The 26,422-nt window shown below is 71.5% G+C and carries 24 protein-coding genes and 3 pseudogenes; 7 read left to right on the top strand and 20 right to left on the bottom strand.

The window, feature by feature from the left end; genetic code table 11:
* Positions 1-9 precede the first annotated feature (9 nt).
* Positions 10-2,241 (top strand): catalase/peroxidase HPI, encoded by a 2,232-nt coding sequence (gene katG, locus P3G67_RS15440; protein WP_276094000.1) that lies wholly within the window; start codon positions 10-12, stop codon positions 2,239-2,241.
* Between the two features lie 92 nt (positions 2,242-2,333).
* Here katG and P3G67_RS15435 read toward each other — a convergent pair whose 3' ends face one another.
* The 3 genes from P3G67_RS15435 to P3G67_RS15425 form a co-directional block, all read right to left on the bottom strand.
* Positions 2,334-2,825: an SRPBCC family protein gene (locus P3G67_RS15435; protein WP_276093999.1), complete on the bottom strand. Its 492-nt coding sequence runs from the start codon at positions 2,823-2,825 to the stop codon at positions 2,334-2,336.
* Positions 2,822-3,163, bottom strand: a complete 342-nt coding sequence (locus P3G67_RS15430) for an ArsR/SmtB family transcription factor (protein WP_276093998.1) — start codon at positions 3,161-3,163, stop codon at positions 2,822-2,824. Before P3G67_RS15430 ends, P3G67_RS15435 begins: the two co-directional genes overlap by 4 nt.
* Positions 3,164-3,268: 105 nt before the next feature.
* Entirely contained in the window at positions 3,269-4,210 is a 942-nt protein-coding gene (locus P3G67_RS15425) for an NAD-dependent epimerase/dehydratase family protein (protein WP_276093997.1), read from the bottom strand.
* Positions 4,211-4,405: 195 nt separating this feature from the next.
* Here P3G67_RS15425 and P3G67_RS15420 point away from each other — a divergent pair, with 195 nt between their 5' ends.
* The gene (locus P3G67_RS15420) at positions 4,406-5,458 is read left to right on the top strand and encodes a CobW family GTP-binding protein (RefSeq protein WP_276093996.1); all 1,053 of its coding nucleotides are present in this window, start codon (positions 4,406-4,408) and stop codon (positions 5,456-5,458) included.
* Between the two features lie 74 nt (positions 5,459-5,532).
* Here P3G67_RS15420 and P3G67_RS15415 read toward each other — a convergent pair.
* A pseudogene (locus P3G67_RS15415) lies at positions 5,533-6,970 on the bottom strand (FAD-dependent oxidoreductase).
* A 51-nt stretch (positions 6,971-7,021) separates the two neighbouring features.
* On the opposite strand from P3G67_RS15415, the gene P3G67_RS15410 reads away from it, so the two are divergent.
* Positions 7,022-7,216, top strand: coding sequence for a TetR/AcrR family transcriptional regulator C-terminal domain-containing protein (locus tag P3G67_RS15410; RefSeq protein ID WP_276094104.1), 195 nt, complete (start codon positions 7,022-7,024; stop codon positions 7,214-7,216).
* A 121-nt stretch (positions 7,217-7,337) separates the two neighbouring features.
* Here the strand turns inward: P3G67_RS15410 and P3G67_RS15405 are convergent, their stop codons facing one another.
* Positions 7,338-8,279 (bottom strand): hypothetical protein, encoded by a 942-nt coding sequence (locus tag P3G67_RS15405; protein WP_276093995.1) that lies wholly within the window; start codon positions 8,277-8,279, stop codon positions 7,338-7,340.
* Between the two features lie 236 nt (positions 8,280-8,515).
* On the opposite strand from P3G67_RS15405, the gene P3G67_RS15400 reads away from it, so the two are divergent.
* On the top strand, positions 8,516-8,653 hold the full coding sequence (locus tag P3G67_RS15400; RefSeq protein ID WP_276093994.1) for a hypothetical protein: 138 nt from the start codon (positions 8,516-8,518) through the stop codon (positions 8,651-8,653).
* Positions 8,654-8,696: 43 nt separating this feature from the next.
* On the opposite strand, the gene P3G67_RS15395 is transcribed toward P3G67_RS15400, so the two are convergent.
* From P3G67_RS15395 to P3G67_RS15385, 3 genes are all read right to left on the bottom strand, one after another.
* The gene (locus P3G67_RS15395) at positions 8,697-8,954 is read right to left on the bottom strand and encodes a DUF4185 domain-containing protein (RefSeq protein WP_276093993.1); all 258 of its coding nucleotides are present in this window, start codon (positions 8,952-8,954) and stop codon (positions 8,697-8,699) included.
* Between the two features lie 24 nt (positions 8,955-8,978).
* A complete protein-coding gene (locus P3G67_RS15390) occupies positions 8,979-10,082 on the bottom strand; it encodes an alpha/beta hydrolase (protein WP_276093992.1) in 1,104 nt (367 codons plus the stop codon).
* Between the two features lie 69 nt (positions 10,083-10,151).
* Positions 10,152-11,015, bottom strand: a complete 864-nt coding sequence (locus P3G67_RS15385) for a hypothetical protein (protein WP_276093991.1) — start codon at positions 11,013-11,015, stop codon at positions 10,152-10,154.
* A 217-nt stretch (positions 11,016-11,232) separates the two neighbouring features.
* On the opposite strand from P3G67_RS15385, the pseudogene P3G67_RS15380 reads away from it, so the two are divergent.
* From P3G67_RS15380 to P3G67_RS15370, 3 genes and pseudogenes are all read left to right on the top strand, one after another.
* Positions 11,233-11,454: pseudogene (locus P3G67_RS15380) on the top strand (helix-turn-helix domain-containing protein); the annotation flags it as partial.
* 154 nt (positions 11,455-11,608) lie between these two features.
* Positions 11,609-12,073, top strand: a complete 465-nt coding sequence (locus P3G67_RS15375; protein WP_276094108.1) for a hypothetical protein — start codon at positions 11,609-11,611, stop codon at positions 12,071-12,073.
* A 129-nt stretch (positions 12,074-12,202) separates the two neighbouring features.
* Positions 12,203-12,589, top strand: a complete 387-nt coding sequence (locus P3G67_RS15370; protein ID WP_276093990.1) for a peptidase inhibitor family I36 protein — start codon at positions 12,203-12,205, stop codon at positions 12,587-12,589.
* A gap of 180 nt (positions 12,590-12,769) precedes the next feature.
* Here P3G67_RS15370 and P3G67_RS15365 read toward each other — a convergent pair whose 3' ends face one another.
* From P3G67_RS15365 to P3G67_RS15310, 12 genes and pseudogenes are all read right to left on the bottom strand, one after another.
* Positions 12,770-14,062 (bottom strand): NADase-type glycan-binding domain-containing protein, encoded by a 1,293-nt coding sequence (locus P3G67_RS15365; RefSeq protein WP_276093989.1) that lies wholly within the window; start codon positions 14,060-14,062, stop codon positions 12,770-12,772.
* A 158-nt stretch (positions 14,063-14,220) separates the two neighbouring features.
* Positions 14,221-14,772 (bottom strand): annotated as a pseudogene (locus P3G67_RS15360) (phage tail protein); the annotation flags it as partial.
* Positions 14,769-16,739: a putative baseplate assembly protein gene (locus P3G67_RS15355; protein ID WP_276093988.1), complete on the bottom strand. Its 1,971-nt coding sequence runs from the start codon at positions 16,737-16,739 to the stop codon at positions 14,769-14,771. The pseudogene P3G67_RS15360 and the gene P3G67_RS15355, both read right to left, overlap by 4 nt.
* A gap of 10 nt (positions 16,740-16,749) precedes the next feature.
* Positions 16,750-17,220: a GPW/gp25 family protein gene (locus P3G67_RS15350; RefSeq protein WP_269857397.1), complete on the bottom strand. Its 471-nt coding sequence runs from the start codon at positions 17,218-17,220 to the stop codon at positions 16,750-16,752.
* Between the two features lie 31 nt (positions 17,221-17,251).
* Complete coding sequence (locus P3G67_RS15345; RefSeq protein ID WP_276093987.1) at positions 17,252-19,081, bottom strand: VgrG-related protein; 1,830 nt, start codon at positions 19,079-19,081, stop codon at positions 17,252-17,254.
* Positions 19,074-19,808, bottom strand: coding sequence for a CIS tube protein (locus tag P3G67_RS15340; RefSeq protein WP_269857399.1), 735 nt, complete (start codon positions 19,806-19,808; stop codon positions 19,074-19,076). Before P3G67_RS15340 ends, P3G67_RS15345 begins: the two co-directional genes overlap by 8 nt.
* Positions 19,808-20,248, bottom strand: a complete 441-nt coding sequence (locus P3G67_RS15335) for a phage tail protein (RefSeq protein ID WP_269857400.1) — start codon at positions 20,246-20,248, stop codon at positions 19,808-19,810. The genes P3G67_RS15340 and P3G67_RS15335 overlap by 1 nt, the downstream gene beginning before the upstream one ends.
* A 43-nt stretch (positions 20,249-20,291) precedes the next feature.
* On the bottom strand, positions 20,292-21,599 hold the full coding sequence (locus tag P3G67_RS15330; RefSeq protein WP_276093986.1) for a hypothetical protein: 1,308 nt from the start codon (positions 21,597-21,599) through the stop codon (positions 20,292-20,294).
* Positions 21,600-23,496: 1,897 nt separating this feature from the next.
* Complete coding sequence (locus P3G67_RS15325; RefSeq protein WP_269857402.1) at positions 23,497-23,655, bottom strand: DUF6760 family protein; 159 nt, start codon at positions 23,653-23,655, stop codon at positions 23,497-23,499.
* Positions 23,652-24,119 (bottom strand): hypothetical protein, encoded by a 468-nt coding sequence (locus tag P3G67_RS15320; protein WP_269857403.1) that lies wholly within the window; start codon positions 24,117-24,119, stop codon positions 23,652-23,654. The genes P3G67_RS15325 and P3G67_RS15320 overlap by 4 nt, the downstream gene beginning before the upstream one ends.
* Positions 24,119-24,562: a phage tail protein gene (locus tag P3G67_RS15315; protein ID WP_269857404.1), complete on the bottom strand. Its 444-nt coding sequence runs from the start codon at positions 24,560-24,562 to the stop codon at positions 24,119-24,121. Before P3G67_RS15315 ends, P3G67_RS15320 begins: the two co-directional genes overlap by 1 nt.
* Positions 24,563-24,614: 52 nt before the next feature.
* Complete coding sequence (locus P3G67_RS15310; protein ID WP_276093985.1) at positions 24,615-26,222, bottom strand: phage tail sheath family protein; 1,608 nt, start codon at positions 26,220-26,222, stop codon at positions 24,615-24,617.
* Positions 26,223-26,422 lie beyond the last annotated feature (200 nt).

Below are 26,422 nucleotides of genomic sequence, written 5' to 3'. Positions count from 1 at the left end.
AGGATTCCCATGTCTGAGAACCATGAGGCAATCGTCGTAGACGCGAAGACGGAGGGCGGAGGTGGCTGCCCGGTCGCGCACGGGCGTGCCCCGCACCCGACTCAGGGCGGCGGAAACCGCCAGTGGTGGCCGGACCGGCTCAACCTGAAGATCCTCGCCAAGAACCCCGCGGTGGCCAACCCGTTCGGCGAGGAGTTCGACTACGCCGAGGCGTTCAAGACCCTCGACCTCCCGACCGTGAAGCGGGACATCGCCGAGGCGCTGACCACCTCACAGGACTGGTGGCCCGCCGACTTCGGCCACTACGGCCCGTTCATCATCCGGATGGCGTGGCACAGCGCGGGCACCTACCGGATCAGCGACGGCCGTGGCGGTGCCGGGGCCGGACAGCAGCGGTTCGCCCCCCTCAACAGCTGGCCGGACAACGCGAACCTCGACAAGGCCCGCCGCCTGCTGTGGCCGGTCAAGAAGAAGTACGGCCGGAACCTCTCGTGGGCCGACCTCATGGTCCTCGCCGGCAACGTCGCCCTGGAGTCGATGGGTTTCAAGACCTTCGGCTTCGGCGGCGGTCGTGAGGACGTGTGGGAGCCCGAGGAGGACGTCTACTGGGGGCCGGAGTCCACCTGGCTCGGCGACGAGCGCTACACCGGCGACCGCGAGTTGGAGAACCCCCTCGGCGCGGTCCAGATGGGTCTGATCTACGTCAACCCGGAGGGCCCGAACGGCAATCCGGACCCGCTCGCAGCGGCCCGCGACATCCGTGAGACGTTCCGCCGGATGGCGATGAACGACGAGGAGACGGTCGCCCTCGTCGCGGGCGGTCACACCTTCGGCAAGACCCACGGTGCGGGCCCGGCGGACAACGTCGGCCCCGACCCCGAGGCCGCCCCGCTCGAGCAGCAGGGCTTCGGCTGGCGGAACTCCTTCGGCACCGGCAAGGGCGGTGACGCGATCACCAGCGGCCTTGAGGGTACGTGGACGAACACCCCGACGGCGTGGGACAACAGCTTCTTCGAGATCCTCTTCGGCTACGAGTGGGAGCTGTTCAAGAGCCCCGCCGGTGCGCACCAGTGGCGGCCGAAGGACGGTGCCGGGGCGGGCACCGTGCCCGACGCCCACGACCCGTCGAAGAGCCACGCCCCGACGATGCTGACCACCGACCTCGCGCTGCGAGTGGACCCGGTCTACGAGCCGATTTCGCGGCGCTTCCTGGAGAACCCCCAGGAGTTCGCGGACGCCTTCGCCCGTGCCTGGTTCAAGCTGACCCACCGTGACATGGGCCCGGTCGTGCGCTACCTCGGGCCGGAGGTTCCGACCGAGACGCTGCTGTGGCAGGACCCGATCCCCGCGGTGACGCACGAGCTCGTCGACGCCGGGGACGTCGCCACCCTGAAGGAGCAGATCCTCGCCTCTGGCCTGTCGGTGTCCCAACTCGTCTCCACCGCTTGGGCGTCGGCCTCGTCCTTCCGGGGCAGCGACAAGCGCGGCGGCGCCAACGGTGCGCGCATCCGCCTTGAGCCGCAGCGCGGTTGGGAGGTCAACGACCCCGACCAGCTGGCGTCGGTGCTGCGCACCCTTGAGGGGATCCAGCAGTCCTTCAACGCCGCCCAGGGCGGCGGCAAGCAGGTATCGCTCGCCGACCTGATCGTGCTCGCGGGCGGCGCGGCCGTCGAGAAGGCCGCCAGGGACGCCGGCTTCGCCGTCGAGGTGCCCTTCACGCCCGGCCGCGCGGACGCGTCGCAGGAGCAGACCGACGTCGAGTCGTTCGCCGCGCTTGAGCCGACCGCCGACGGGTTCCGCAACTACCTCGGCAAGGGCAACCGCCTGCCGGCCGAGTACCTGCTGCTGGACCGGGCGAACCTGCTGACCCTGAGCGCCCCCGAGTTGACGGTCCTCATCGGTGGCCTTCGTGTCCTGGGCGCCAACCACCAGCAGTCGCCGCTCGGCGTCTTCACCACGACCCCCGGTGCTTTGACCAACGACTTCTTCGTCAACCTGCTCGACATGGGGACGACGTGGAAGGCGACGTCCGAGGACGCGAACACCTTCGAGGGTCGCGACACCGCCACCGGCGAGGTCAAGTGGACCGGCAGCCGCGCCGACCTGGTGTTCGGGTCCAACTCCGAGCTGCGCGCGCTGGCGGAGGTCTACGCGAGTGATGACGCGAAGGAGAAGTTCGTGCACGACTTCGTCGCGGCGTGGGACAAGGTGATGAACCTCGACCGGTTCGACCTCGTCTGATCACGACGTCCAGGTCGGCCCGCGCGGGCCGACCTGGACGTCCGGCAAACTCGCCGTCCGCCACCAGGCGCCCTGGACCTGGCTCCCTTGGCTTAGCCGAGGGTCGTGAGCAGGGTGTCGAGGCGCTCGTACCCCTCGGTGACACCCTGGCCCATGCCGCTGGCCAGGATCGCGTCACGGGCGGCGAGGGAGTCGACCACCGACAGGATGGTGACGCGAGTGCGGCCGTCGCCGAGATCCTCGAATGCGGCGGTGTCCAGGCTGACACCGTCGGGCACACCCTCGAAGGTGAAGGTCTGCACGAGCCTTTCGTGGGGGCGCACCTCGTGGAAGGAGCCGTAGAAGGCGGCGACTTCCTGGCCCTCCCGGATCGCGCGGTAGCGATAACTGCCGCCGGTCCGCATGTCCCAGCTGTCGATCTTCGTGGTGACGCTCTTGGGGCCGAGCCACTGCGCCACGAGGTCCGGATCCGTCCATGCGCGGAAGACCTTGGCGGGGGGCGCGGCGAACTCGCGGGTGATTCGGATGGTGGGGAGCTGGGGGTCGGCCTCGACGCGGGTCTCGTGAGCGGGTCGGCTCGTCATGATGCTTCCTCCTCTTCCTCGTCAAGTGACGCCAGGACGGCGTCCAGGCGCTGGAAGCGCTCCTCGGCGCGGCGCCGATAGCGGTCAATCCAGGCGGTCATGAGGTCGAGCACCTCGGTTTCGAGGTGGCACGGGCGGCGCTGGGCATCGCGGCTGCGGCTGATCAGCCCGGCGTCCTCCAGCACCTTCAGATGCTTGGACACCGCCTGGAGCGAGACGTCGAACGGTTCCGCCAGCTGTCCCGGAGTGGCGTCACCGAGCGAGAGCCGGGCGATGATGTCCCGCCTGGTCGGATCCGCGAGCGCGGTGAACGCTCGGGAGAGCAGTTCGTCCGTCACGGGGTGCCTCCGGATGCCTCGTTCTCAACCAACTGGTTGAGAACAAAGCTACACCTCCGAACCGCGTGCGTACGAGGCCTCTTGCCTGTTCCGCCGTAGCGGATGTCACCCGGTGGTGGCCAGTCGCTCGCGCCACCAGGCGACCGTCGCCCTGATCTGCTCGTCGACGGGGGTGGCCCGTACCGCGAATGTGGCTTCGTAAGCGCTGGAGTCGGCTATGAACGGGCGGTCGAACTGGTAACGGATCTCCTTCAGTTCACGGATCAGCGGGGAGAAGACCGACACGACGCCCAGCACGGCTGGCGACAGCCTGCGCACCGCGACCGGCCCCGTTCCCGCCTCGGCGGCAAGGCGGTCGACCATCTCCCGGGTGGACAGCGCGGGCTGCGTCGGCACGTGCCAGGCCCGTCCCCAGGCCCGTTCCTCACAAGCCACCTCGGCCAGGGCCCTGGCCACGTCGGGGAGATAGCTCCAGCTGTGCGGGGCCTGCGGATCGCCGAGCGCCGAGACCGGCTTGCCGCGCAGCAGTCGTGGCATGACCCGTGCGGCCAGATGCCCGCCGTCGGTCACGCCGGGCCCGAAGAAGTCCGAGGCCCGCACCTCGACCGCCCTGATACGGCCCTGCTCGTGCAGTTCGCGCGTCTGCTCCCAAACGGTGGCGCGCGCCCGCCCCTTGGGGCCGGTCGCCGCCAGCGGCAGTTCCTCGGTCATGGGGCCGTCCACCGGACCGTAGCCGTAGAGATTGCCCAGCATGACCAGGACGGCACCCGTCGCCTCGGCCGCCGCGCGGACCGACGAGGCCAGTGGCGGCCATGCGCTCGCCCAGCGATGGTAGGGCGGTGCGGCACAGCAGTAGATGGCGTCCGCGCCCCGCGCCGCCTCGATCAGTCGGGTGCTGTCCGTCGCGTCCGACGCGATGTGCTCGATGCCGGGCTCCGCGCTTCGGCCCGACTTGGTGACGACCCTTACCGAATGGCCCTCCTCGGCAAGAAGTCGAGCAGTGGCCGCCCCGGCGGGCCCGAACCCCAAAACCACATGAAGACTCACGCGCGCACACTAGCGCGACCGTGGGTGGTGTCGCCCTCGCGCCGGTGAGCCAGGGGATTGCCACGCTGAGGCCGCCGCGGTGCCACCCCCGGCCGAGTCCGGCTCGTGGGAGGGCCCGGCCCCGGCGCGGGTCCCCTCGCCGGACGGGTAGTAGCCTCGAAGGCGCCCGCCACGCCGTCGTGAAGAGGACCCACGTTGTCGAAGCACCGGATTCCCGTTGTCATCCTCGCGGGGTTCCTGGGGTCGGGTAAGACCACGTTGCTCAACCACCTCCTGCGGAACCGGGCCGGGGTGCGCATCGGAGTGGTCGTCAATGACTTCGGCAGCATCAACGTGGACGCCCTCAGCGTGGCCGGTCAGGTCGATTCGATGATCTCGCTGGGGAACGGCTGTCTGTGCTGCGCGGTCGACACCAGCGACATGGACGAGATGCTCCACCGGCTCACCCGGCCGAGCGCCGGCATCGACGTCATCGTCATCGAGGCGAGCGGACTCGCCGAACCCCAGGAGGTGATCCGCATGGTCCTGGCCAGCGACAACCAGCGGATCGCCTACGGGGGCCTGGTGGAGGTGGTCGACGGTGTGGAGTTCGAAGAGACCCGCACCCGGCATCCACATATCGAACTCCACCTGAAGTGCGCTGACTTGATCGTGCTCAACAAGAGCGACCGCCTCAGCGAGCCGCAGCGCGAAGAACTGCTGGCTGCCGTGTCCCGGATCACCCCGCGGACCCCGGTCGTAGCGACGGCACACGGACGAATCGACCCGGAGCTGCTGTTCGACCGGAGAGGAAGGGCATCACGGGAGCCGGCGGTGAGGCAGTTGTCCTTCGACGACCTGCGCACCGACGATCACGACCACACCCATGACCACGCCGACGGTTGCGATCACCTGCATTCCGCCTATGAGACGGTCAGCTTCGTCTCCGAGCGGCCGATGAACCCGCGCAAGATGATGGACTTCCTGGACGGCGGTCCCACGGGGATCTACCGCATCAAGGGCTTCGTCGACTTCGGTGAAACCGGAGCCAAGCAGAAGTACGCCCTGCACACCGTCGGCAAGTACCTGCGTTTCCGCCTGGGGCGCTGGGGCGAGAGCGAGCCGCGCAGCACCCGGCTCGTCTTCATCGGCGCCGGTCTGAACGCGCGCTCCCTCACCGAGGAACTCAACCGCTGTGTCGAGACCGGTGAGCCGTCCACCACGGACGAACTGCGGATGATGCCGGTGCTGCGGTATGTCGAGTCCTGACGGCCTGTCGAAATGGGCGGCTCGCTCTCACCGCGCACAGCTCGACGACGACGGACCGCCGTCCGGCCGGCTTGCTATGCGCCCAGAGCCCCAACCGCGGTCGCGAATTCCACCAGACCGTCCGCCGACGCGCCCGCCCAGCCCACGTAGCCGTCCGGGCGGATGAGGAAGACGCCGGTGCCGTACGCCTCGTACGGCGGGATGCGGACCACCGGGAACGGGACCGTGGGCAGCTCCGCGTCGGTGCCGACCGTCAGCAGCGTCCAGTGTGTGCCCCGGAACGCGTCGAAGAGGCGTACGCCGCCCCGGCGGCCGTCCGGTGCGCGGTCACCCGCGTGCAGCGTGTCCTCGGGAAGGCACGGACGGGTCTCCACGGCCAACGACGACTTACGGTAGCCGAGCCCCAACTGCTGGGTCGCTCGGCCCCGGCGGACCTCACCGTGGTGCACACGGGTCGACAGGCTCAGCATGTCGGCGGCGTTCGGCAGCCGCTCCTCCTCGTACGTGTCGAGCAAGGCCTCCGGCGCCCCGCAGGACAGCACCGCGCCGAGCTTCCAGCCAAGGTTGTACGCGTCCTGGACGCTCGTGTTCAGGCCCTGACCGCCCGCGGGCGAGTGCACGTGCGCGGCGTCGCCCGCGAGGAACACCCGGCCCACGCGGAACCGGTCCGCCAGCGCCGCCCGCAGCCGGAACTCGGATGCCCAACGCACCTGGGTCACTTGACGGCCAGTCAGGTGCGAGCGCGCGGCGACCACCTCGCGAATGCCGTCCAGGGACGTGTCGATGGCCGAACCGTGGGGAAACTGCGCGATGAGCTGGAAGTCGTCCGTGCCGACCAGCGGACACAGGCCCAGCAGGCCCTCGCCGGTCTCCTGGGCGGGCGGGAAGATGTGCCAGTTGTCGCGGTCCAGTCCGCTGACCCGGACGTCCGCCACCAGCATCGGGTTCGGGTCCACGGTTTCGCCCGTCATTCCGACGCCGAGCAGTCGGCGCACCGTCGAGCGTCCCCCCGTCGGCGGCGACCGCGTACCGTGCCCGCACCGTGGTGCCGGTCGCCAACTCGGCGGTCACCCCGCCCGCGTCCTGGGCCAGGCCCACCACCTCCTGCCCGAAGGCGACCCGACCGCCCAACTCGCGCAGCCGCTCGTACAGCATCTCCTGGGTGCGCCACTGCGGCAGCATCCATGATCCGGCGTACGGCTCGGCCTCCGACGGCTCGGTGGCGTCGAACAGGGTTTGCTCGCCCAGCCGTTCGCCGTCCTTCCAGATCATGTTCGCCGGGTAGGGTCCGCCCGCCGCGCGGACCTGGGCCACGACGCCGAGGTCGTCGAGGACTTCCAGTGTGCGCGGCTGGAGCCCCTTGCCGCGCGAGCCGGGGAACAGGGCCGGGCCGCGTTCGACGACCGGCGCGTCCACGCCGCGCCGGGCGAGGTCGACGGCGAGCGTGAGGCCGGTGGGGCCGGCGCCGACGATCAGCACGTAGACGTGCGTGCTTGTCTCCAGGAGAGCCATGAGATCTCCTTAACGTCGTTAAGTTGCCAATTCGAAGTCTGCCCTTAACGCATCGAGGAACAGGCCGTGGGACCCAACCCGTTCGAGGGCACCGAAGGCTACGACGTCGACGCCCGCGCGGAGCGCCTGGCGGCCTATCCGCTCGCCGCGCAGGCCGGCCGTGAGATGTTCCAGGACTTCGACCGGGGCTTCGAGAAAGGCCTGGACGCGGTCCTGGCGGGCATCGAAGCGACACTGTCCGGCTAGCCTGCCGCGGCGGGTACGAGTTCACCCCGCCCGGCTGCATGCGCCGCGCCCCAGCGTCAGCGCGCCGTCGGGACCGTTGCGCACCATGCCTCAGGTTCGCCCGTGCCATCCCGAGGACACCTCACTCCCAGCCGCGAGCCACCGCCGCCAAGGCGTCGGCGACGCGTTGGCGGGACGCCGGATCGGCTCGTACGGTGAAGCTGTTCTCTACGTGCAGGAACGGGACCCCGTTGTCCGCCGCCTTGTTGCCCTGCGCGTTCGTGGTGCCTTCGAGGCCGCTGCAGCGTTCCCGCCAGACGCGGCAGACCCGGAACCCCTTGTCCGACAGGAGGCGGGCCGCCTCGCGCACCGGGCGGCTGGGCTCGGCGGGGCCGGGGGAGACGATGACGTCGTGGTCGGGGGAACTGGCGTCGGCGAAGCCGTGCACCTGGATCGCGGGCAATCCGCGTGCCACCAGCATGTCGCACACCGCGCCGAAGACGGAGTCCTCCCGATGTGCCACATCGGCGGCGTTCCCCTCGCCCGCGTTGCGCGGTGCGCCCGCCAGGACCAGAACTCCGCCCGGCGCCCTGGTGAACAGGTCTCCGGCGAGCAGTTCCGTGTACAGGTCGGAGCGCGGATGCGGGGCCTGCACGCTCCAGCGCACCGGGTGCGCCAGGTCGACGTACACCCAGCCCCAGCCCCGGTGCGTGGCGGGTGATTCGGCGACCTCGGCGACCTCGCGGTCCGTGCCGGACACGCGAAGGGTGCGCACCGTGTAGCCGACGGCGGCGAGTCGTTGGCGCGCGGCGTCGAGGCGTTTGTCCAGGACCAGCGCGACACCGGTCGCGATCGCCCTCCGCTCCCCGCGGCCAGGTATCCGGTAGCCCCCTTCCTTGGGAAGGCCGGAGATGTGCTCGCCTATGCGCCGGGGCAGATCGATGGTTTGGGACGGGGGCACGGACTCCCCTTCCTGAGCGCTGCGCGACTGCCAGATGACGACGGTGCCCACCGCCGCCACGGCAAGGGCGGTGATGAGTGTGACGGCGCGCCAGCGCGGGCGCCAGAGGGAAGGAGAACGCACGGAGAAAGACCCTACACACCAATAGCGGCGGCATGGTGTGTGCCACAAGTCGACCGTGTTCACGCGGACTTTGTGGCCGTCAACTGTGCGACGGAATAGGAGGGTTGGGAATCTGCCGTGCTGTGCATTGTGCGTTGTGTGTGTCAAGGGTTGGCATAGGCTGGTCAACGCTTCGTAAAGGCGTGTCTGCCATGGGTGCGCAAACGCAATGTGATGTAGAGACGGGGAGAAAAGCCGTGCCGAATTCCGCGGCTAACGCAGCGCGTCGGCATCGGTCGCGGGGCAGGCGGGCGGACATGCCGCTGCTGGGCACGGCCCGGCTCGACGGCAACGGCTTCTACGCCTCGGGGCTGCGCAACGCCAAGCACCTGTAGGCGGGTTCGGCGGTCAGCGGTGCGCTGACCGCCTGACGCACCGCTACGGGTTGATGCCGTCGTACTGCACGACCCGGTACGGCGACTGCCCCTGCTGTCCGTTCCACTGCGACACGATCAGGGTCAGTGACGTCGCGCCGGCGCTGCCCGGGTGGATGTATCCGCCGTAGAGGTAGGGGAGCTGGGGCTTGCCCCAGTGGCTCACCGGCCAGGTGTTGTTGCCCACGATCTGCGCCTTGGGAGCGGTCCACACGGCGTCCGGGCGGGGTGCGGTGCGGGTGCAGATCGAGTAGTCGGTCACGCGGCGGGCCGTCTGCCGTCGGGGTCAGCTGGTCGTGGTGAACGCGCCGCGCAGGTGGCTCATGTAGTCGGCGACGGCGGGGGCCCAGCATCCGTAGTTGTGCCCGCCGTCGCAGGTGGAGGCCAGGGTCGAACCGTTGCCGTAGTCGACGAGGCGGCTGGGGTAACCGAGCTTGTCCAGACCTGACTTGACGTTCTGGGCGGCGATCTCGGTGAAGTTGTCGATGGGACCCTGGTTGCCGGTGTAGAGCGTCACGTCGACTCCGGCGAGCTTGGCCAGGTTGGCCGGGGCGGCGGGGTTGACTTCGTTCCAGATGTGATCGGCGTTCAGGACGGGGTACGGGGAGCCGAAGATCGCGTCGCTGTCGACGTAGGGGCCGTAACCGGTGCACTGGCCGGCGCCCGAGGAGCTGGATGTGCTGACGGCACACCACGCGCCGGTGAGATTGAGCTCGGTGGCCAGGACAGCCCCGCGCACCGCCGGCATGCCGAAGTCGATGCCGCCTGACAGGGAGGCGACATGGCCGAACACGTCGGAGTGGGACTCGGCGTAGTGCAGTGCGCCGTAACCGCCCATCGACACGCCGGTGACAGCCCGGTGGCCCTTGTCGGCGATGGTGCGCAGATTGGTGTCGATGAAGGGGACGACCTGGCCGATGTGGAAGGTCTCCCAGTTCGCCGCGCCCGCGGCGGTGTTCTGCATGAGCCAGTCGGCGTACCAGCCCTTCAGGCCGCCGTCCGGGACCACGGTGATCGCCGAGTCGGAACGCAGCGCCGGGGCGGCCGCGGCGTCGTCCACCGTTCCGCCGCCACCGTGCAGAAAGTAGACCACCGGCCACCGCTTGCCGGGGTCGGCCGCGTAGTCACGGGGAAGGAAGATGCGGATCTTGTGCTGGCCGGACAGCTGTTGGCTGGTCACGGTGATGGTGAAGTCGGTGGCGGAGCGCACCTCGGTGGCGCCGGAGACCTGGGTCAGGCCGTAGCCGTTGGTGAAGCTCGGGATCGAGGGAGCGTCGGCGTGTGCGACCGGCCCGGCGAACACGGTCAGCGCCGCCAGCGCGGTCGCGGCGGCGGCCGTTTTGGCGCGCAACGGGAAACGGCTCCGTGCGCCGGTCAGCAGCGGTCTCATGAGACATTCTCCTTCCAACAGGGGTGGTCAGTGGGTGTGATGTGGGCGTCGCGAGTGGGGCGGGGCGGTCTACGGGTTGTCGGTGACGTGGAAGCCCGCACCGTAGACGCCGGGGTGGGCGGCGTCCCGGGCGCGCAGGTCGGCGAGGATGTTCGCCGAACTGGTGTAGACGAACGGCGGGACGCCCGCGACGACGGCTTTGGTGATGCCGGCCCAGGGGCCGGCCGCCTGGAAGTTGTTCTGGGCCGAGGGGTAGGCGCTGCCGGGCACGTGCCAGATCGCCGGGCCTCCCGAGTCGCCGTCCTTGTGTGCGGCCCAGGACTGGTAGACGCCCTTGGAGTTGTCGGTGATGCGCCCGTAGTAGACGCCGAGCTGACCGGAGACCACCAGTTCGTTGTCGTCCAACAAGCCGGCGCCGAGCAGGCGTTCGTCGTCCAGCGGCGGGGTGAGGGCATTGGGGCTGGGCTGCCCGCCGGCGGCCTCCACCTCGCCCGTCTCCTTCAGGTACGGCCCCTGCGAGGAGGGCGTCACGGCGGGCACCAGCTCGATGATCATGTAGTCCTTGGTGGGATGCCCCACCGTCGAGCCCTCGGGGTCCTTGAAGTACCGCACGTACCCGATGGGGCCGAACGCGACGTCGCCGCGGTCGTAGACGGGCTGGATGTTCTCGGGGATGTCACGGTCGGAGTACCTCTTGTCGGGACGCAGGCAGTGACCCGCCGAGATGGCGATCTCGCGCCCGTACTTGTCGGTGCCGACCGCCCCGATCGTGCAGAAGGCATTGGGCATGTCCGGGCTGAAGATGATCTGCATGGCGTTGAAGACACGCTCCCCGGATCCGGCCTGGGCGGCGGACGCGCCCGTGACGCCGGTCATGGCCAGCAGCACCCCGAGGGCTCCGGCCAGGACGCCGACAACTCGTCTTTTGCGCACGCGCTTTCCTTTCAACGGCTTTGAGCGGTGGGCGGGCAGGCGGTGTCTGCCCCCTCGCGCGGAGGGGCTCCCGCCTGTGGGCCGGGCCCATTCAAACCGGCCTCGCGTACTTCGTCCCGGCCGGGCGACCTCGTCGGATAAATTCCTGACAATCGCTGGACATCGCACTCCCCCCGCGACCAGACCGTTGCAGGGGGGAATGAAAAAGGAATGAAAGTTGGGACGTCAGGAAAGGCCGCTTGATCCCCTGCGCGGGCCGCTGGCCGGATTCGCCCACGACCTGCGGGAGTTACGCCGCCAAGCCGGCAGCCCGTCCTACCGCCTGCTCGCCGCGCGTACCCACTACTCGGCTTCCACCCTGGCCGCTGCCGCCGCCGGACACCGCCTGCCGAGTGCCGCCGTGCTGGCCGCCTTCGTGAACGCCTGTGGTGGCGACCCGGAGCACTGGGAACAGCGCCGCCTCGACACCCACAACCTCATAACCCGCCCACCCGCATCGCTCCCCGAGGCGGATTCGCACGCGGCGCCACCGGACGTCGCGGCGGCCGAACACGGCAACGGCCGCCACCCGGCTGCGGGACGACGCACGGTGGTTGCGCACCGACGCCGGCATCCCACCGCGCTACCGGCAACTGATCGTCCAGGCCGGCACCATGTGCGACGGCCCGCAGGTCACTCCCGCACTGGTGGCGGCCATCCTCAAGGCGGAGAGCGGATTCGACCCCGCCCTCAGCGACCCGGCCAGGGACGAGTACGGCATCGCCCGTTGGACACCGCGCGTCCTGCGGTACTACCTGCCGCCGAACGGGCAGGGAGCCGTCCCGAAACCACCGCTCACTCCTGAGGAGTCCATCCCCGCGCTGGGCAGGATGCTGTGCGCCATCGCCCCCGAACTCGAAGGTGTCCCGGGCGATCCCGCGCTCAACCTCGCCGCCGCCTACCGCACCGCCACCTGGGTCGTGCAACAGCAGGGCCCCGCGCTGAAGCGCATTCAGCCGTACGTCGACAGCGTCCACACCGACCTGCTCCGCTACCGGCCCGCGGCGAATCCCGCGTGATGCGGTCCGCCGTCCGTGTCGCTCCGCGCATCCCCTATCACATCGGGGCCGCTACACCACAGCCCGCTTGACGGCGATGATCACGGATCGTGAGACTCGTCACACCGACGATCTTGGGGAGTGATCACCATGCGGACGATCCGTGATGTCGCCTTGACCGCCTCCGTCGCCGCCCTCGTGCTGGCGGGCACGTCCGTCACAAGCGCGAACGCGCGGCCCGCGCAGGGCGGCGGCAGCCAAGGGGCCTGTGCGGCGGGCCAGTTGTGCCTGTGGCCCAAAACGGGATACCGGGGGCAGCGGCAGACCGTCGAACTGGCCCAGATCGGCATCGAGCGCTGTACGTCCCTGCCTGAAGGGGTGACGCAGGCCTCCCTGGCCAACCGGTTGGGACGGCCCGTCACGACGTACCAGAGCGAAACATGCGCGGAGACTGGGGAGTTCACCACGTACCCGTCGGGGACGTGGGTGCCCGAATCGCCGTTCGTCGTGCGGGCGTACAAGGTGTGGGAGAACTGACGGTCGTCGGCCTCGCGCCCACCACGCGGTTTTCGTTCGGGTCCCCGGCCGGTCCGTCGGCCGGGGACCCGGGCAGGTGAGGACCATACGAGCGGCGGTGTGGCCCTGGCCTGTTCGCTGCGGTCCGTCCGCGGTTGAACCGTCCAGGCGGCTCGGGAACCGTGAGGGACTCCCGCCCGGTCAGCCGGTGGTGCCCGTGCCGTCGGCGGTGCCCGCGGTGCTGCGACCGAAGAACTCCAGCTCCGCGATGGCGACTTCGGTCTTCGCCGAGGCGCCATAGGCGGATTCCAGGGTCAGCCGCAGCATCTGCACGTCCGAGCCCCGGACGGAGAACACCTGGAAGCCGGGGCGGTCGTCGAGGGTGATGCGCTGGACCGTGGTGGTGTTGTCGGCGTGGTAGAGGGTGACCTCCATCTCCAGGGGGCGGGCCTGCTGGAAGTAGACGTCCTGCTGGGTACTGGTCCCCGGAGTGATACCGAGGTCCAGCAGGTGCACCGGGCGGCCGAAGTCGGCGGTGATGTACTGACCGCCGCCGTTACCGGCCACCCCGTCACCCCACCAGGTGTTGTTGTACCCGTCGTCCAGGTTGGACGCCTTGTGGCCGGGGTCGGAGTGGGAGGCCGTGATGGTCTGGGCGTGGATCGGGACCGGGTGGGTGAAGTGGTCCTCGATCGCGTTGACCGCCTGCCCGGTGTAGAGCACCAGACAGACGACCACGGCCACCGCGATCGCCGCGCGGACCGCCCAGACCGGCCAGCGGGCCCGCAGGCCGCGCAGGCGCGGCCGTTCACCGGCCATCGGGATGCGCTCGGGCCCCTTGGCGCCGCGCCGGAAGATGCGGCGCCACCACGGCGGCGTCTCGGTGTGGCCGGTGACCGTGAGCAGAGCCGCGCAGCGGCGGCAGTAGTGCCGTGACTCGGGGTTCACGGTGCCGCAGACGGGGCAGGCCACCCCGTCGTACGGCTCCTCCTCCGGGGCGAGCCGGCGCACCCGGCGCGGTCGCTGCTGGTCGGCGCGACCGGGCAGCACCGGGCCCGCCGGGGTGTCCGGCTCGGACTGCCCGGCAGTGGGCTCCTGGACGGGGACGATGAGGGCGCGGGCGCGCTCGGTGCGATCGATGATCTCGCCGTAGGGGGGCACCTCCTCGGTGGGTGGCTCCTCCTGCCGTTCCAGGTGGTGGAGGTCGGGCCCGGTCGCGCCCGCTACGGGGGCCGGCGGCGTGGTCCGGTACGGGTTGTCCGCCACCGGTTCGCCGACGGGGGGGACCGTCGGGAGCCCGTGGGCGAGCCGCGGGTCCACGGCGGGGGGCGCGCTGGATGCGGGCGTGGTGGACGGCGTGGCCTTGGACTTGGGCGGTTGGTCGCCGCGTTGCCAGCGCAGGAACTCTCCGCACTCGGTGCAGAACGACTCGGTCTGTCCGGTCGCCCCGCACTCCGGACAGGTCATCGCCGTGTTTCCAGTCGCGTCGGTCATCACTGTTCTTTCGGTTGTCCGTTGTCCACGAGGGCCTGCGTACGGGGGTCTGCGGTGGGCGGCGGATCGGCCTCCCGTGGGGGCGCGGGCTCGGCGGGCGGCGGACCGAATCCGGGTGGAGGAGGCGGACCGAAGCCGCCGGAGGGCGGCGACGGCAGGATCTCCACGCGGTACGGCACGTGCACCGGGCGGGCGGCGGCGACCAGTTCCTCCAGCAGGCGCCGGTCTATCGCCGAAGGATCGGGCACCCGCAGCCGTACCACGACACCGGGTACCGGCCCGCCGGGAAAGGCCCCCAGCGGGCGCGCCGACCAACTCGCGCCGCCGCTCTCCTCGATCTCCGGCCGCACCCCGAACGCCAGTCGGACCGCCTCCGCGAGCCCCGCCGCCGTACCGCGCACCCGGTGCAGCGCGGCCGCCGCGGCGACCGCCGCCCGCAGGCGCGCGCCGTTCGAGTCGGGACCGCTCTCCGCGCCGAGCCAACTGCCCAGCCAGAGCACGAAGTCCTCCGGGGCGAGGTCGGTGCGCAAGTAGGCGTCGAAGCAGTCGAGGGTGACCAGCAGTGGCGCCAGCAGATCGTCAAGTCCGGCCACCCAGCGCTGCATCAGATCGTCCTGGGCGAAGACCGCCGGGAGGCGTTCGCCCAGAGGATGGGGGCTGGGCAGGCCGTCGACGCCGCCGCGCGACGCACCCTCGGCAGGAGCGTTCACACGATCACCCGGACCCGGTGGTCGAAGGGGAAGACGAGCGCGCCCGCGGCGATCGTGATCCGGTCGGCCGACTCGCCGCGCAACCCGGTCAGCGGATCGGCCGGGTGCAGCAGCACCTCGTCGACGAGTTCCACACCCGGTACCCGCTGTAGGACGGCGTACACCTCACCGGCGTGCACCGGGCGGCCGAACGGCCAGCCGGTCCCGTTCGGCCCGCCGGTGAGCGGGTCGAGGTAGCGGTACAGCGCCTCGTTCGCCGCCGCCCGGACCCTGTCGCCCGCGCTTCCGGCGAAGGCGTGCATCGTGGCGACCACGGTCACGCCCTGGTAGTACGGCGGACCGACGGCGAGCCGGGTGCCGATCGGGCGGCGATCGTCCAGGTACTCGGTGATCGTCGCCAACAGCTCGTCGTCCGGCACGAGTTGCTCGAAGCGCAGCCTGCCGCCGGGATCGGGCACGGCGCGCGGGACGACGAGGACCCGCACCGCGCCCGGCTCCTCGGGATCGGAGAGACAGCGCAGCCGGGCCACGCCGGGAGCGGCACGGCGGGCCAGCTCCTCGTAGTCGCGCTGGGTGACGGCGCGTTCCTGGGTGCGCAGGGTGATGGGGGCACGAAGCTTCGCCTCGTCGACGGTCTCGCCGTCCACCCCGCCGGTGGCGGACTCGCGGTTGATCACGCCCGCGATGTACGGGATGGAGCTGCGCAGCACGCAGATGGCGCCGCGTGCGACGTTGCCCCGGCGTCCGCCGCCGACCCGGTAGCTGGCCGCGCGGACCACGGCACCGCGCTGGGGTACGGCGCCGTACTGCCGCATGGTGCCGTCCGGTTGACGCACCGCCGGGCCGAAGACCACCTCGCCCGTGGCCAGGTCGAGCCGGATGTGCCGATCGGTGGGGCTGGAGGCCGAGAAGTCGTCCACGACCTGCCAGGACCGCCAGCCCCCGTCCTCGTCGGAGGCACCAGTGCCTGGCGCGGCGGTCTGGATGAGCACCGGCGGATCGTCGGCGACGACCGGTGCGTGGGCGAGGACGTAGCGCTGCCCGGGCACCCCGGTGGACTCGCCCAGGATCTCCCCGCGCACCGTCTCGGCGTGTGTCACCGCGGTGGTGCCGCCGATGGTGAAGGCACTCGCCGCGCGCACGGTCGGGCTCACCGAGTAGAACGGCTGGCCGGGTTCGGCGGCCACCACCCGGCAGCGCAGCCAACCCGCCTCGCGGCGGCCGATGCGGGTGCGCTCGTGTCCGCCGGGCACGTGCAACAGCACCTCGCCGGGGCGGTTGAGGCCACCGGTGCTGTCCTCCTCGACCTCGCAGAGTGCCCAGCCGTCCGCCGTCCACGCCTCCCAGCGCAACGGCGGCTGGCGCGGGTCGACGCCGACGCCGTCCACCCGGCTGTCCAGGCGCAGCGCGACCAGGCAGTGCGGCACCGGGCCGGACAGGCCGAACAGGGCGGCGTCGCCGACCTGCGGCTCCTCCTGGAAGACGGCGAGGTCCCGCCCGGCGTCCAGCAGCTCGTTGGTGCGGTCCGCGGGTGCGCCGCCCGAGCCGTGCTGGACCAGCAGCGCGTCCAACGAGCAGGGTTCGACGCGTAGTTCGCCGGTGGTCGCGAAGACCACCGCCTCCTCGACCTCGGTGCGCCGGGTGGCCACCTCGGTGCCGGGCGGCAGCACGATCGGCTGCTCCTGCGGGGCGGACAGCCGGAACGTGACATCGGCGCGGGCGGCGGCGGGCGGGAAGAGGGTGAAGCCCAGCAGGTCCAGGAAGGCCAGGTAGTTCCGGTCGGGCACCCGGTTCAGCCGGTAGCTGACCTGGTCCATCATGTGCGCCACGGCCTCGATGAGGGTGACACCGGGGTCGGAGACGTTGTGGTCCGTCCACTCGGGGCAGCGCCGCTGCACATAGCGCTTGGCGTCGTCCACGAACTGCTGGAAGCGACGGTCGTCGAGGTTGGGAGAGGGCAGCGCCATGCGCGGTTCACTACTTTCCGGCGGTTGCGGCCGGGAGCGCGGCAGCGGCGTCGGACGGATCGGTGCCGTCGGCCGCGCCAGGCTCCTCGTGCGAGGGGATGACGTAGAAGGGGAAGACCAGGCTGCGCGGGTTGTTGGTGCCGCGGATGGTGTAGCGGACGTCGATGTACAGCACGACCGCGCGTTCCGGGTCGGCGGAGACCTCCACGTCCAGCACCTCGATCCGCGGCTCCCAGCGGTCCAGGCAGGCGCGAACGTCGTGCGCGATCCGGCCCGCGGTGGAGCCGTTGACCGGAGCGAACACCAACTCGTGGATGGCGCAGCCGAACTCGGGCCGGGTGGGGCGCTCGCCCGGGGCGGTGGACAGGACGAGGCGGATCGCCTCCTCGACCTCCTGCTCGCCGGAGACCAGCGCGATGGCCCCGGAGGCGTCGGTACGCATCGGGAAGGCCCAGCCCGAGCCGACGAACTGGCCGCTCATGGGTGCGCTCCTCGCATAGTGCTGTGTTCCATCAGACGACTGGTGCTCCGTTCGCGGTGACCACGCCCTCCATGGAGACGGTCGTGGCCTCCGTGGAGACGGAGGCCGCGGTGGTGTTGACCTCGGTGGCCTCCGTGGTGACCGCGGTCGCCGCGGTGTTCACCTCCACGGCGCTGAAGGAGAGTTCGGACTCCGAGCTGATGCTGACCACGGCCCCGCGCAGGGTGAGTGGGCCCTGGCTGGTGACCGAGACGGCCCTGGTGCCGGTGATGCTCACTTCGCCGTCGCTGCGGATGGTGATGGCGGTACCGGTCTGGTCCAGGTGCACCGTCATCGACTCGTCCCCGGTGCGCAGCCGTACGCCGCGCGGGGAGACCGGCGCGTCCAGCAGCTCCAGCCGGTTGCCGCTGCGCGAGACCAGGCTGCGCCGGTTGACCCGGCCACTGGTGCCGTCGGTCAGCGGGACATCGTGCGGCGAGGGCTTGTCCCGCCCGTTGTAGAGCCCGCCCAGCACATAGGGGTGGTCGAGAGCGCCCCGGTCGAAGGCGACCAGCACCTCGTCGCCCACTTCGGGGCTGATCACGCCCCCGCCGCGGACGCCGCCGAACTGCACGGTGCGCGCCCAGTCGGAGACGTAGTCATCCGAGAGCCAGGGGAAGTTGAGCTTCACCCGGCCCTGCTCCAGCGGGTCCTGGACGTCGGTGACGGTGCCGATCACCACCCCGGACAGCCGCTGCTCCAGCGCCGCCCCGGACCCGGAGCCGGAGGCCAGCCCGTAGAGGGTGCGGTGCTGGCGGCCGCTGACGGTAAGCCAGGTGCGGTAGCCGGTTCCGGCGCTGAAGTGATGCCGTACGGCGGTCGCGGTGTAGCGGCCCTCGAACGGCACGCCCATACCGTTGAGCGCGACGGGGACGCCCGGGCGCAGCCACGGGTCACCGCGCAACTCCGCCTCCAACTCGGCGAAGGCGGCGGCGGTGTCGGCGGCCAGCGCGTCGGCGGCGTGCTCCACCTCGGACTGGGTGTCGTAGGGAACGTCCGTGCCGAGGAGTTCGGCGGTGCCGAAGGGGGCCGCGGCGCTGCCGGGGGTGAGCCCGATCTTCAGCTCGTCGCTGTCCGCGGCGCTGACCCGGGCGGTGAGCGGCCGCTTGGCGTGCACGTCCCAACCACGTACCTGGACGTTCGTCACCTGGTCCGACGCGGTGACGCCGACCCGGCAGCGGATCAGGTTGCGGCCCTTCTCGACCACATACGGGCTGGACTTGGCGGGCGTGCTGGGCGCGGGCGCGCCCGAGGCGGGCTTGGGCTGCACGAACTGGAACTCGCCCTGGTCGGTGAAGACCACCTCGGCGTCGTTCTCGTCGGCCAGCCGGTTGAGGAACTCCCAGTCCGACACGCCAGGTTGGGTGACCAACTGGTAGACGGTCGCCGTGGAGTCGACACGGCCGACGGTGAGGCCGTGTTGCGCCGCGATCCGGCGGGCGATGTCGGAGGCGGTCATCTCCCGGTATCCGGCCACCCGGCGGCCGCGCAGCAGACGGTGGCCGAAGTCCAGTCCACGGACCACGGTGAACGCCCCGGCCCCGTCGAAGTCTGTTTCCAGAGCGGTGACCTCGCCGGTGAGGAGCGGCTTTCCGGAGTCCTTGCCGTCGGCCAGCCCGCGCAGTACGGCGCGTGAACCGATCCTGACGCCAAGCGCGGCCAGCACCTGGTGGTGCGGGTCCTGGAAGGTCAGCTGGAAGGCCGCCGGGACATTGACGCTGGCGTCCACCCAGCCCTCCACAAGGAGGGATGCCAGGGCCGAGGTCAGTGGGCGGCCGTCCAGGGTGACCTGGAGAACCTCGGTGTACGGAGTCTCACTCATGGCTCGGCGCCAACTCCTCGGCCGCGGGCAGCAGTAGTTCGCTGCCGGGGGAGAGGACCATGGGGTCATCGATGCCGTTGGCCTCGGCGATGGCCCGCCAGGCACCGGGATCGCCGTACTCGCGCCACGCGAGGGACTGCAGCGAGTCCCCGGCGACGGTGCGGTGCACACGGCGGGCGGTGAGCGCGCCCGAGGTCGGGTTCTGGCCGGGTGTCTGGCCGGGCACCTCCTGCAACGTCAACGAGCATGTGGCGCGCAGCGGTTCGCCACCCGGCGAGAAGACCGTGTAGCTGACGTCGACCGAGGTGACGCAGGCGTCGAAGCCGATGGAGGAGAAGGTTCCCCACTCCATGCGCACCCACGGTGGTGAAGGCGCCTTGCGGGACAGGCTGGCCTCGGTCGGCTCGCAGCAGGCGAGCAGGGTCTCCACCCGGCTGCGGACACCGCTGCTTCCGGGCTGGTCCGAGGCGTCCAGCAGGACCTGGACGGAGAGCACCCGCGGGTCCGCGTTGAGGAACTGCGGCGGTGAGGTGCGCTGGAATCCGATCGCCCGGCCCGGCTCCCAACTCGCGCTCTTGCGCAGGTCGATGGTGGACGGGTTGTACTGCAGGGGCAGTTCGGCGAGGAGCCCGCCGGGCCCCGCGGTCACATCGGTGGGCGGCTCGTACACCCGGAGCGAGGCGCGCCGCATGCCGCCGCCGGTGGTGCTGGATGAACTGGGAGACATCAGGCCGCTCCGGCGTCGGTGAAGCCGTGGTGGGTGATCTCAAGGGTCTCGGTGGCCACCGCGGGGGAGGCCGGGTCCAGCGACGGTCCCTGCCAGCGCACCGGCAGCACCTCCAGCAGCCCCCACTGGGCGACCTGGCTGCCGTCCGCGCGCAGGGCGACGATCTGCGCGGTGGGACGGCGGATTCCGGTGGCGATGGAGGAGATCCAGCTGGTCACCTTGGCGGTCTCGTGGGTCAGCGGCCGGGAGAGCCGGATGGTGGAGTGACGTACCCGCGTGGGGAGTTGCCAGACGTGGCCGTTGTTCCCGCCTTCCTCCCACTGCTGCACCTCGACCTCCGCGGCGAGGCCCTCGCAGCTGTTGAAGAGACCGAGGTCCAGCCCGTCGATGGTGAGCCGGAAGAAGATGGAGGACCCGGGGTCCTGCTGGGCGGTGGTCACGTCGTGCTCCTGGTGGGGATGGTGGGGTTGCTGGTTCGCCTACTTACCGGCGTGGATCGCGGAGCCGCCCCAACCGCTCCCTGTCCAGCCGCAGCTCGGCTCGCAGCAGTCGGGCCAGCGGTCCGACGAGGCGGCGTGCCAGCACGTCCAACTCGGGGTCGCTCAGGGCCCGCGCACCCGTTGGGGTCGGCCCCGCGTCCGGCTTCGGCGCGGACTGCCGAGGCGCTTGCGGCTTCGGGGCCGCTTGTGGCGGCCCGGGTTGCGCGGCGGGGCGTGGCCTGGTGGAGGCCTGCAGGGCGATCGGCGGTGGAGCGGTGGCCGTACGCGTGGGGCGTGTTGGGGCGGCGGTCTCCGCCGCGGTGTACCGGGACGGTGCGGGTACGGCGCGCGCTACGGGGAGGTGGGCGGCGGTGCGGCCGGACATGCCGACCGTCTGCGCCAGGGCCGGGGGAGCCGCCTGGCCCGGCCAAGGAGCGGGCGGCCGTACGGCTGCGGCGTGCGCGTGGGGGGCCGGTGTGGGCGCGGCCGCTGTGGGGGCGGCGGCCAGGCGTGCTACCGGAATCGGGGCGTCGCGCCCGGCAGTCACACTGCGCGCGGGGGCGGCAGGGTACGGCGCTACGGGCGAGGGGTGCGGGTTGGGGACGGGTGCGGGCACGGTCGTCCCGGGGGTGGCGGCAAGTCGCGCGATCGGGACCGGGGTACTGGCCGCACCGGGGTTGCTCGCCCCAGCGGGCGGCCGTACGGCCGAGGGGTGCGCGTTGGGGGCCGGTGGGGGCGCGGGGGTGGCGGCCAGGCGTGCGACCGGAGCCGGAGCGCTGGGTGCGGCGAGGGCACCGCCGGGGGACTGCGGTACGGCTGAGGGGTGCGCGTTGAGGGCGGGAGCGGGTGTGGTCGTCCCCGGGACGGTGGCGGCCAGACGCGCGATCGGGATCGCGGCGCTGGGTGCGGAAGGGGCGCTTGCCGAGGAAGCGGGTGTGGCCGGGGAGTGCCTGTTGAGGGCAGTCGTGGTCTCGGTCGTCCCGGGGGCGGCGGCAAGTCGCGCGACGGGAATCGGGGGATGGCCCGCGCCGGTGTTGCCTGCCGCGGGGGTTCGTGCGGCCGAGGGGTGCGGGTTGAGGGCGGGCGTGGGTGCGGTCGTTCCGGGGCCGCTGGCCCGACGTGCGACCGGAACCGGAGCGTTGGGCGCGGCGGGGGCGGCCCCGCCGTTGGGTCCGGGCAGCGCGGACGGCGAGGCGGCTGAGGGGTGCGCGGCCGGTGTCCGGGCGGTCAGCCCGGGCGCAGTCACCCCGCTCACGTCTGCGGGACCCGCGGCGGGCGGCAGGGTGCCTGCGGCCGATGGTGCGGTGGGCATGCCGGAGCGCTGGGGGACCGCCACGGGTGCGGCCGGGTTTCCACTAGCGGGGTGCAGCCCGCGTGGGGAAGCGCCGGACGTCGGCGCGCTGCGGATCTCCGTACGCGTGGATGCGGCTGGGGCTGGAGCGGCTGCGTCGGGGGAGCGTCGCGGCGAAGCGGGTACCGGAACGGTCTGCACCGGGACGACCGGGCGGGCGGCGGCACCCGGAACGGCATTGGACCGTACGGGAGTTGTCGGAGCGGCAGTCTGAAGCCACCTGCGGACGGGGGCAGTTGAGGCAAACCGCGGGGTCTCGACCGACCGCTGGACCTCCGGAGCCGGACGCTGCGAGCCGGCGCGCCGTGGCCGATCCGCGCGCACCGCGGGTGTGATGCCCACTGCCGGACTGGCACTTCCCCGCTTCGCCACCGAACCGCTCGGCGGATTCGACACGTTGGAGATGCCTGACTGTACGGTCCGCTCCGCCGCCGAGGACAACGGCACAGATCGGGACATCGGCGCCCTTCGCGCGTCCGCTGACGACGCGCCACCGTGCTGCGCGTCGCGTGTGCGCGGAACCGTGGTCGCCGTCGGAGACGCGGACACGGCTCCGACTTCCGCTTCGGGCGTGGCGGCGGCGCTCACGTGCGGTGCGGACGGCACAGGCCGACTGCTCGTTGCCGCAGGGGCCTCTTTGACACGCGCCGGAGCGGTCCCCGACTGCCCACCACGGTGGTCACGTTGAGCAGACGCGCCAACAGGAGCGGCACTCCCGGAGGATGGCTCAGGCTCATCAGGTGGGGTGGTCCCGGAGGTCGCCGCATCCGCCCTCTTCGCGACCGAGGGCCGTCCGCCCTCCGGTGCGGTCGTGGGCGGCGGTGTGTCAACACGGCGCTGCACGGGCGCGCCCAGGCCGGCCTTCTGGTTCGGGCGCGGTCGCGCAGGGCGGGAAGGCGAAGCGGGCGCGGGCGCCGCCGAAGCGCCCCCCGAAAGCCGACGCGCCCCCGGAGGGACCGCACCCAGCGGCGCACCCAGAGCGGCACGCGTCGCAACCCCCGGCGCCTGAGCCGAAGCAGGATCGGTCGGGACCTCCGCTCCCGCCTTCGACACGGGCGGCTCGATGCGCACCGGGGCCGACCGCTCGGAAACCACCTCGGCGACGGGGGCCGCCTCGGCGACGGGGGCCGCCGGAGCGGAAGCCCTCCCGCCGGGCGGGGTTGGCATGGCGGGCGTCGGGGGAGTGGGCACCGCCTCTTCAGGAGTGGGCGCCACCGGAGTGGGCACCGCCGCTTCGGCAGCGGACGCCGCCTTACCGGAGGTCGACCCGGCGGACGCGGGCGCCGCCTGCACGGGCGCCGTCCCTTCGGGCGTGGGCCGCGCACCGGGCGCCGCAGGACCGGGAACCGTCTCTTCCGGCGCGGTTGGCGCGGCGGGTGCCCCCAGGCCGGAGGCGGCCGTGCCGGGGACCGGGAGAACGGTGGACGCCCGAGGGCGGGACACCGCCCGCACCCGTACCGCGGGCGTCGACCGCGTGGCGGTTGCCGCGGACTCCGCCCACCCGTCCGCCCCCGGCGGCTCCCGCCGGGCTACCGGCAACAGCGGGACCGCCGGGCTGTGGCCCGGGAGCCGTTCACCGGACGGCGGAACAGCACGCAGCAGCCCGTGCACCACCCCGGCTGGCGCCACGGGCGAGACGAGGTGCGTCAACCCGCTTGAGAACGACGGGTCTTGCCAGGCCGTCAACGAGTTGCCGAAATCGGCGCGCGCGCCGACCGCCGTCAGTCCGGCACGCGGCGCGGGCGGTGGCACCTGCCGCCACTCCGCACGGGCAGACGCGGCGGGCGGCGCCGGTTCGGGGGCCACCGCCCCGCGCGCCACCGCCCCGCGTGCACGCCGAAGTCCGGGGAGCCGCATCTCATGCCCCCCGTTCAGCACGGTCCACGAGCGCGGCGATCTCGCTCACCCAGCGCTGCCGGTCGCGGTGCTCCATGTCCAGGATGGTGTCCAGACCCCAGTGGAAGTGGTAGGCGATGTACGCGGCCTCCTCGTGCAGTTGGTCGGCCGCGTACGTCACGATTCCCCCAGGCGGCTCCCGCCGATCTCCACTTCGAAGGTGTCCTTGCAGTTCGGGCAGCTGACCGCCGCCCTGGTGTGGCCCTCGGAGTTGATCTGCCGGTAGAAGTCCTGCAGGAAGGCCAGGTCCGAGGCGAACATCTCCTCCACCACGCCGTCGTGCACCACGGGGAGCGTGCCCAGCCGGGTGATCACTCGGCCGAGCAGGACCACCGACAGATACGCCGAGTTCTCCTGCACGCGCACGTCGCGCAGGGGGACGAGTTCGTCCCGCGCGGTCGCGAGCCGCATGGTGCCGTGCCTGTGTACGGTGCCGGACTCGTCGACGTAGCCGCGCGGGAGCTCGAAGTCGAACTCGGTGCGCAGCGCTCGCGGTTCCGACTCCCGCGCAGGCACCGAGGCTTCGGGTTCCGGCGCGGGCGCCGGAACCTTGGCCTCAGCGCGCCCGGCGATCTGACGGCGCATTACTCAATGACCAGTTCTTCGAAGGTGATGGTCACGGTCTCGGTCAGCGCCGACGCCTCGCCCGCCTTCGCCGAGCTGGCGTCCACCTTCGAACACCAGGCGTTCCGCAGGTGGTACCGCTTGACCGGGTTGTTCATGTAGTCCATGAAGATGATGCTGGCGTTCTTGCGGGCTGCGCCCATGTTCCCCGCGATGGACTGGTTGATCCACTGCGAGAAGGACGCGCTCTGCGTGGCGCCGCGCACGACCGTGCACTGCCCGGCCTTCTTCACGCCCGGCAGCTTCTTGACGACCGGCTTTCCGGCCGCCGAGACCTGCTGGTACTCGATGACGTCCTGCTCGATCGACAGGCCTTCGACCGACTGCAGGTACTCGACCATCACGCCGTCGATCTGCAGTCCGAAATTGTGCGAGGTGAGGGCATCACCAGGCTGGAGAGACATGCTCCGTGGTCCTCGTTTCTAGTTTCCGGAAGGGATGGCCCGACGCGCCGGGCTACTCGTCCAACTCGCCCGCGCCGCTGGAGTGCTGGGCCATCCGGAAGACGACGAACTCGGCGGGCTTGACCGGTGCGATTCCGATCTCGCACACCACCCGTCCCAGGTCCACCGACTCCGGCGGGTTGGTCTCCGCGTCGCACTTGACGTAGAAGGCGTCCTCGGCGGTGGAGCCGAACAGGGCGCCGTTCCGCCACTCGTTGACCAGGAACGCCGAGATGTTACGCCGGATGCGCGACCACAGCGCCTCGTCGTTCGGTTCGAAGACCACCCACTGGGTGCCCAGGAGGATCGACTCCTCCAGGTAGTTGAAGTACCGCCGGACGTTGAGGTACCGCCAGGCCGGATCGGACGCGAGGGTGCGCGCGCCCCACACCCGGACGCCCCGCCCGGGGAAGGCGCGGATGCAGTTGACGCCGATCGGGTTCAGCAGGTCCTGCTCGCCGCGGGTGATCTGCAGCTCCAGGTCGACGGCGCCGCGCACCACCTCGTTGGCGGGCGCCTTGTGCACCCCGCGCTCGGAGTCGTTGCGGGACCAGATGCCCGCCATGTGCCCGCTCGGCGGGACCATTACGGCCCGGCCCACGGACGGGTCGAAGACCTTGACCCACGGGTAGTACAGGGCGGCGAACTTGGAGTCGTAACCAGCGGTGTCCTGCCGCCACACCCGCACCTGACGGGCGTTGAGCCCGGGCAGCGGGTCGAGGATCGCCATCCGGTCGCCCATCTGCTCGCAGTGCGCGATCAGACCCAACTGAACGGCCTTGACGGCCTCGTGGTCCAGCGCGCCCGCCTGGTGGGCGGCCATCAGGTCGGGGACCGCGACCATGGTGATCTCGTCCACGGCCTCCAACCCGCCGAAGCCGGTGCGGTCCGCGGAGTCTCCCAGGTATTGCTGGGGGGTGAGCCGACCGTCGGCCGGTGCTTTGCCCCGGGACGGTGCCGGCGCGGCGGGGGCGGGCAGCGGCAGGGCCACGGCCTGGTTCTCCGGGCGGGCCAACTGCCCGGCCGGTACGGCCTCTTCGACGGTGATGAGCCGGGACTTCTCCTTGACCTGGGTGACCACGTAGGCGCGCGAGCCGCGCTTGGCGGTGACGTCCAGCGTCTCCTTGACCTGGTCCCCGGTCTTCACCAGCAGCCGGAACCGGTCGGCAGGTCCGTCGCCCTCGGCGTCGGTGACCTCGACGGTGACCGGACCGTCGGCCTCCGCCGCGGCGGGCAGCGCCGCCACCCGGAATCCGCCGAGCGCCTGCGGCTCACCGGCGGGCAGCGCGGCCGGGGCACCGGTCGCACCGTCCGAGGCGGCCCCGGTGTCCGGCGAGGCGCCGAAGGTGCCCTCGACGTTGCCTCCGACGCGCACCACGTAGCAGGCCGTGCCGCCGTTGTTGAAGAAGCCGTACACGGCATGCGCGAGGTAGTAGCCGGCGGTGAAGTCGCCGAACGCGGCTGTGTACTGGCTCCAGTTGGTGACCAGGGTCGGCTCGTTGAGCGGCCCTTCCGGGGCCAGCCCGACGAAGGCGCCGACTGCGGTGCCCACCCCCTCTATCGGGCGCGAGCCGCTGGCCACCTCCTCCACATAGACCCCGGGCGACAGGTACGACGGCATTGGCTGGGTACTCCTCGCAGTACAGGAACGACTGGCAGCGTCCGCCATGTTGCCGCCGCGCGCGCGGCCGCGGCATGTCCGCCCGGCCCGTCCTGTGGGCACCCCGCAGGGCCTCCCCGGGCAGCGCGCGACGAACCCGAACGCTCATCGCGGCCCGAGGCGGGGGGAGAACCCAGGCCACCTGTCCACCATGCCGTTGC

Origin of the sequence: Streptomyces silvisoli (genome assembly GCF_029269905.1) — a bacterium.
GTDB classification, from domain to species: Bacteria; Actinomycetota; Actinomycetes; order Streptomycetales; family Streptomycetaceae; genus Streptantibioticus_A; species Streptantibioticus_A silvisoli_A.
Note: the sequence above shows the minus strand (reverse complement) of the source record. Positions and strands in the feature narration are given on the sequence as shown.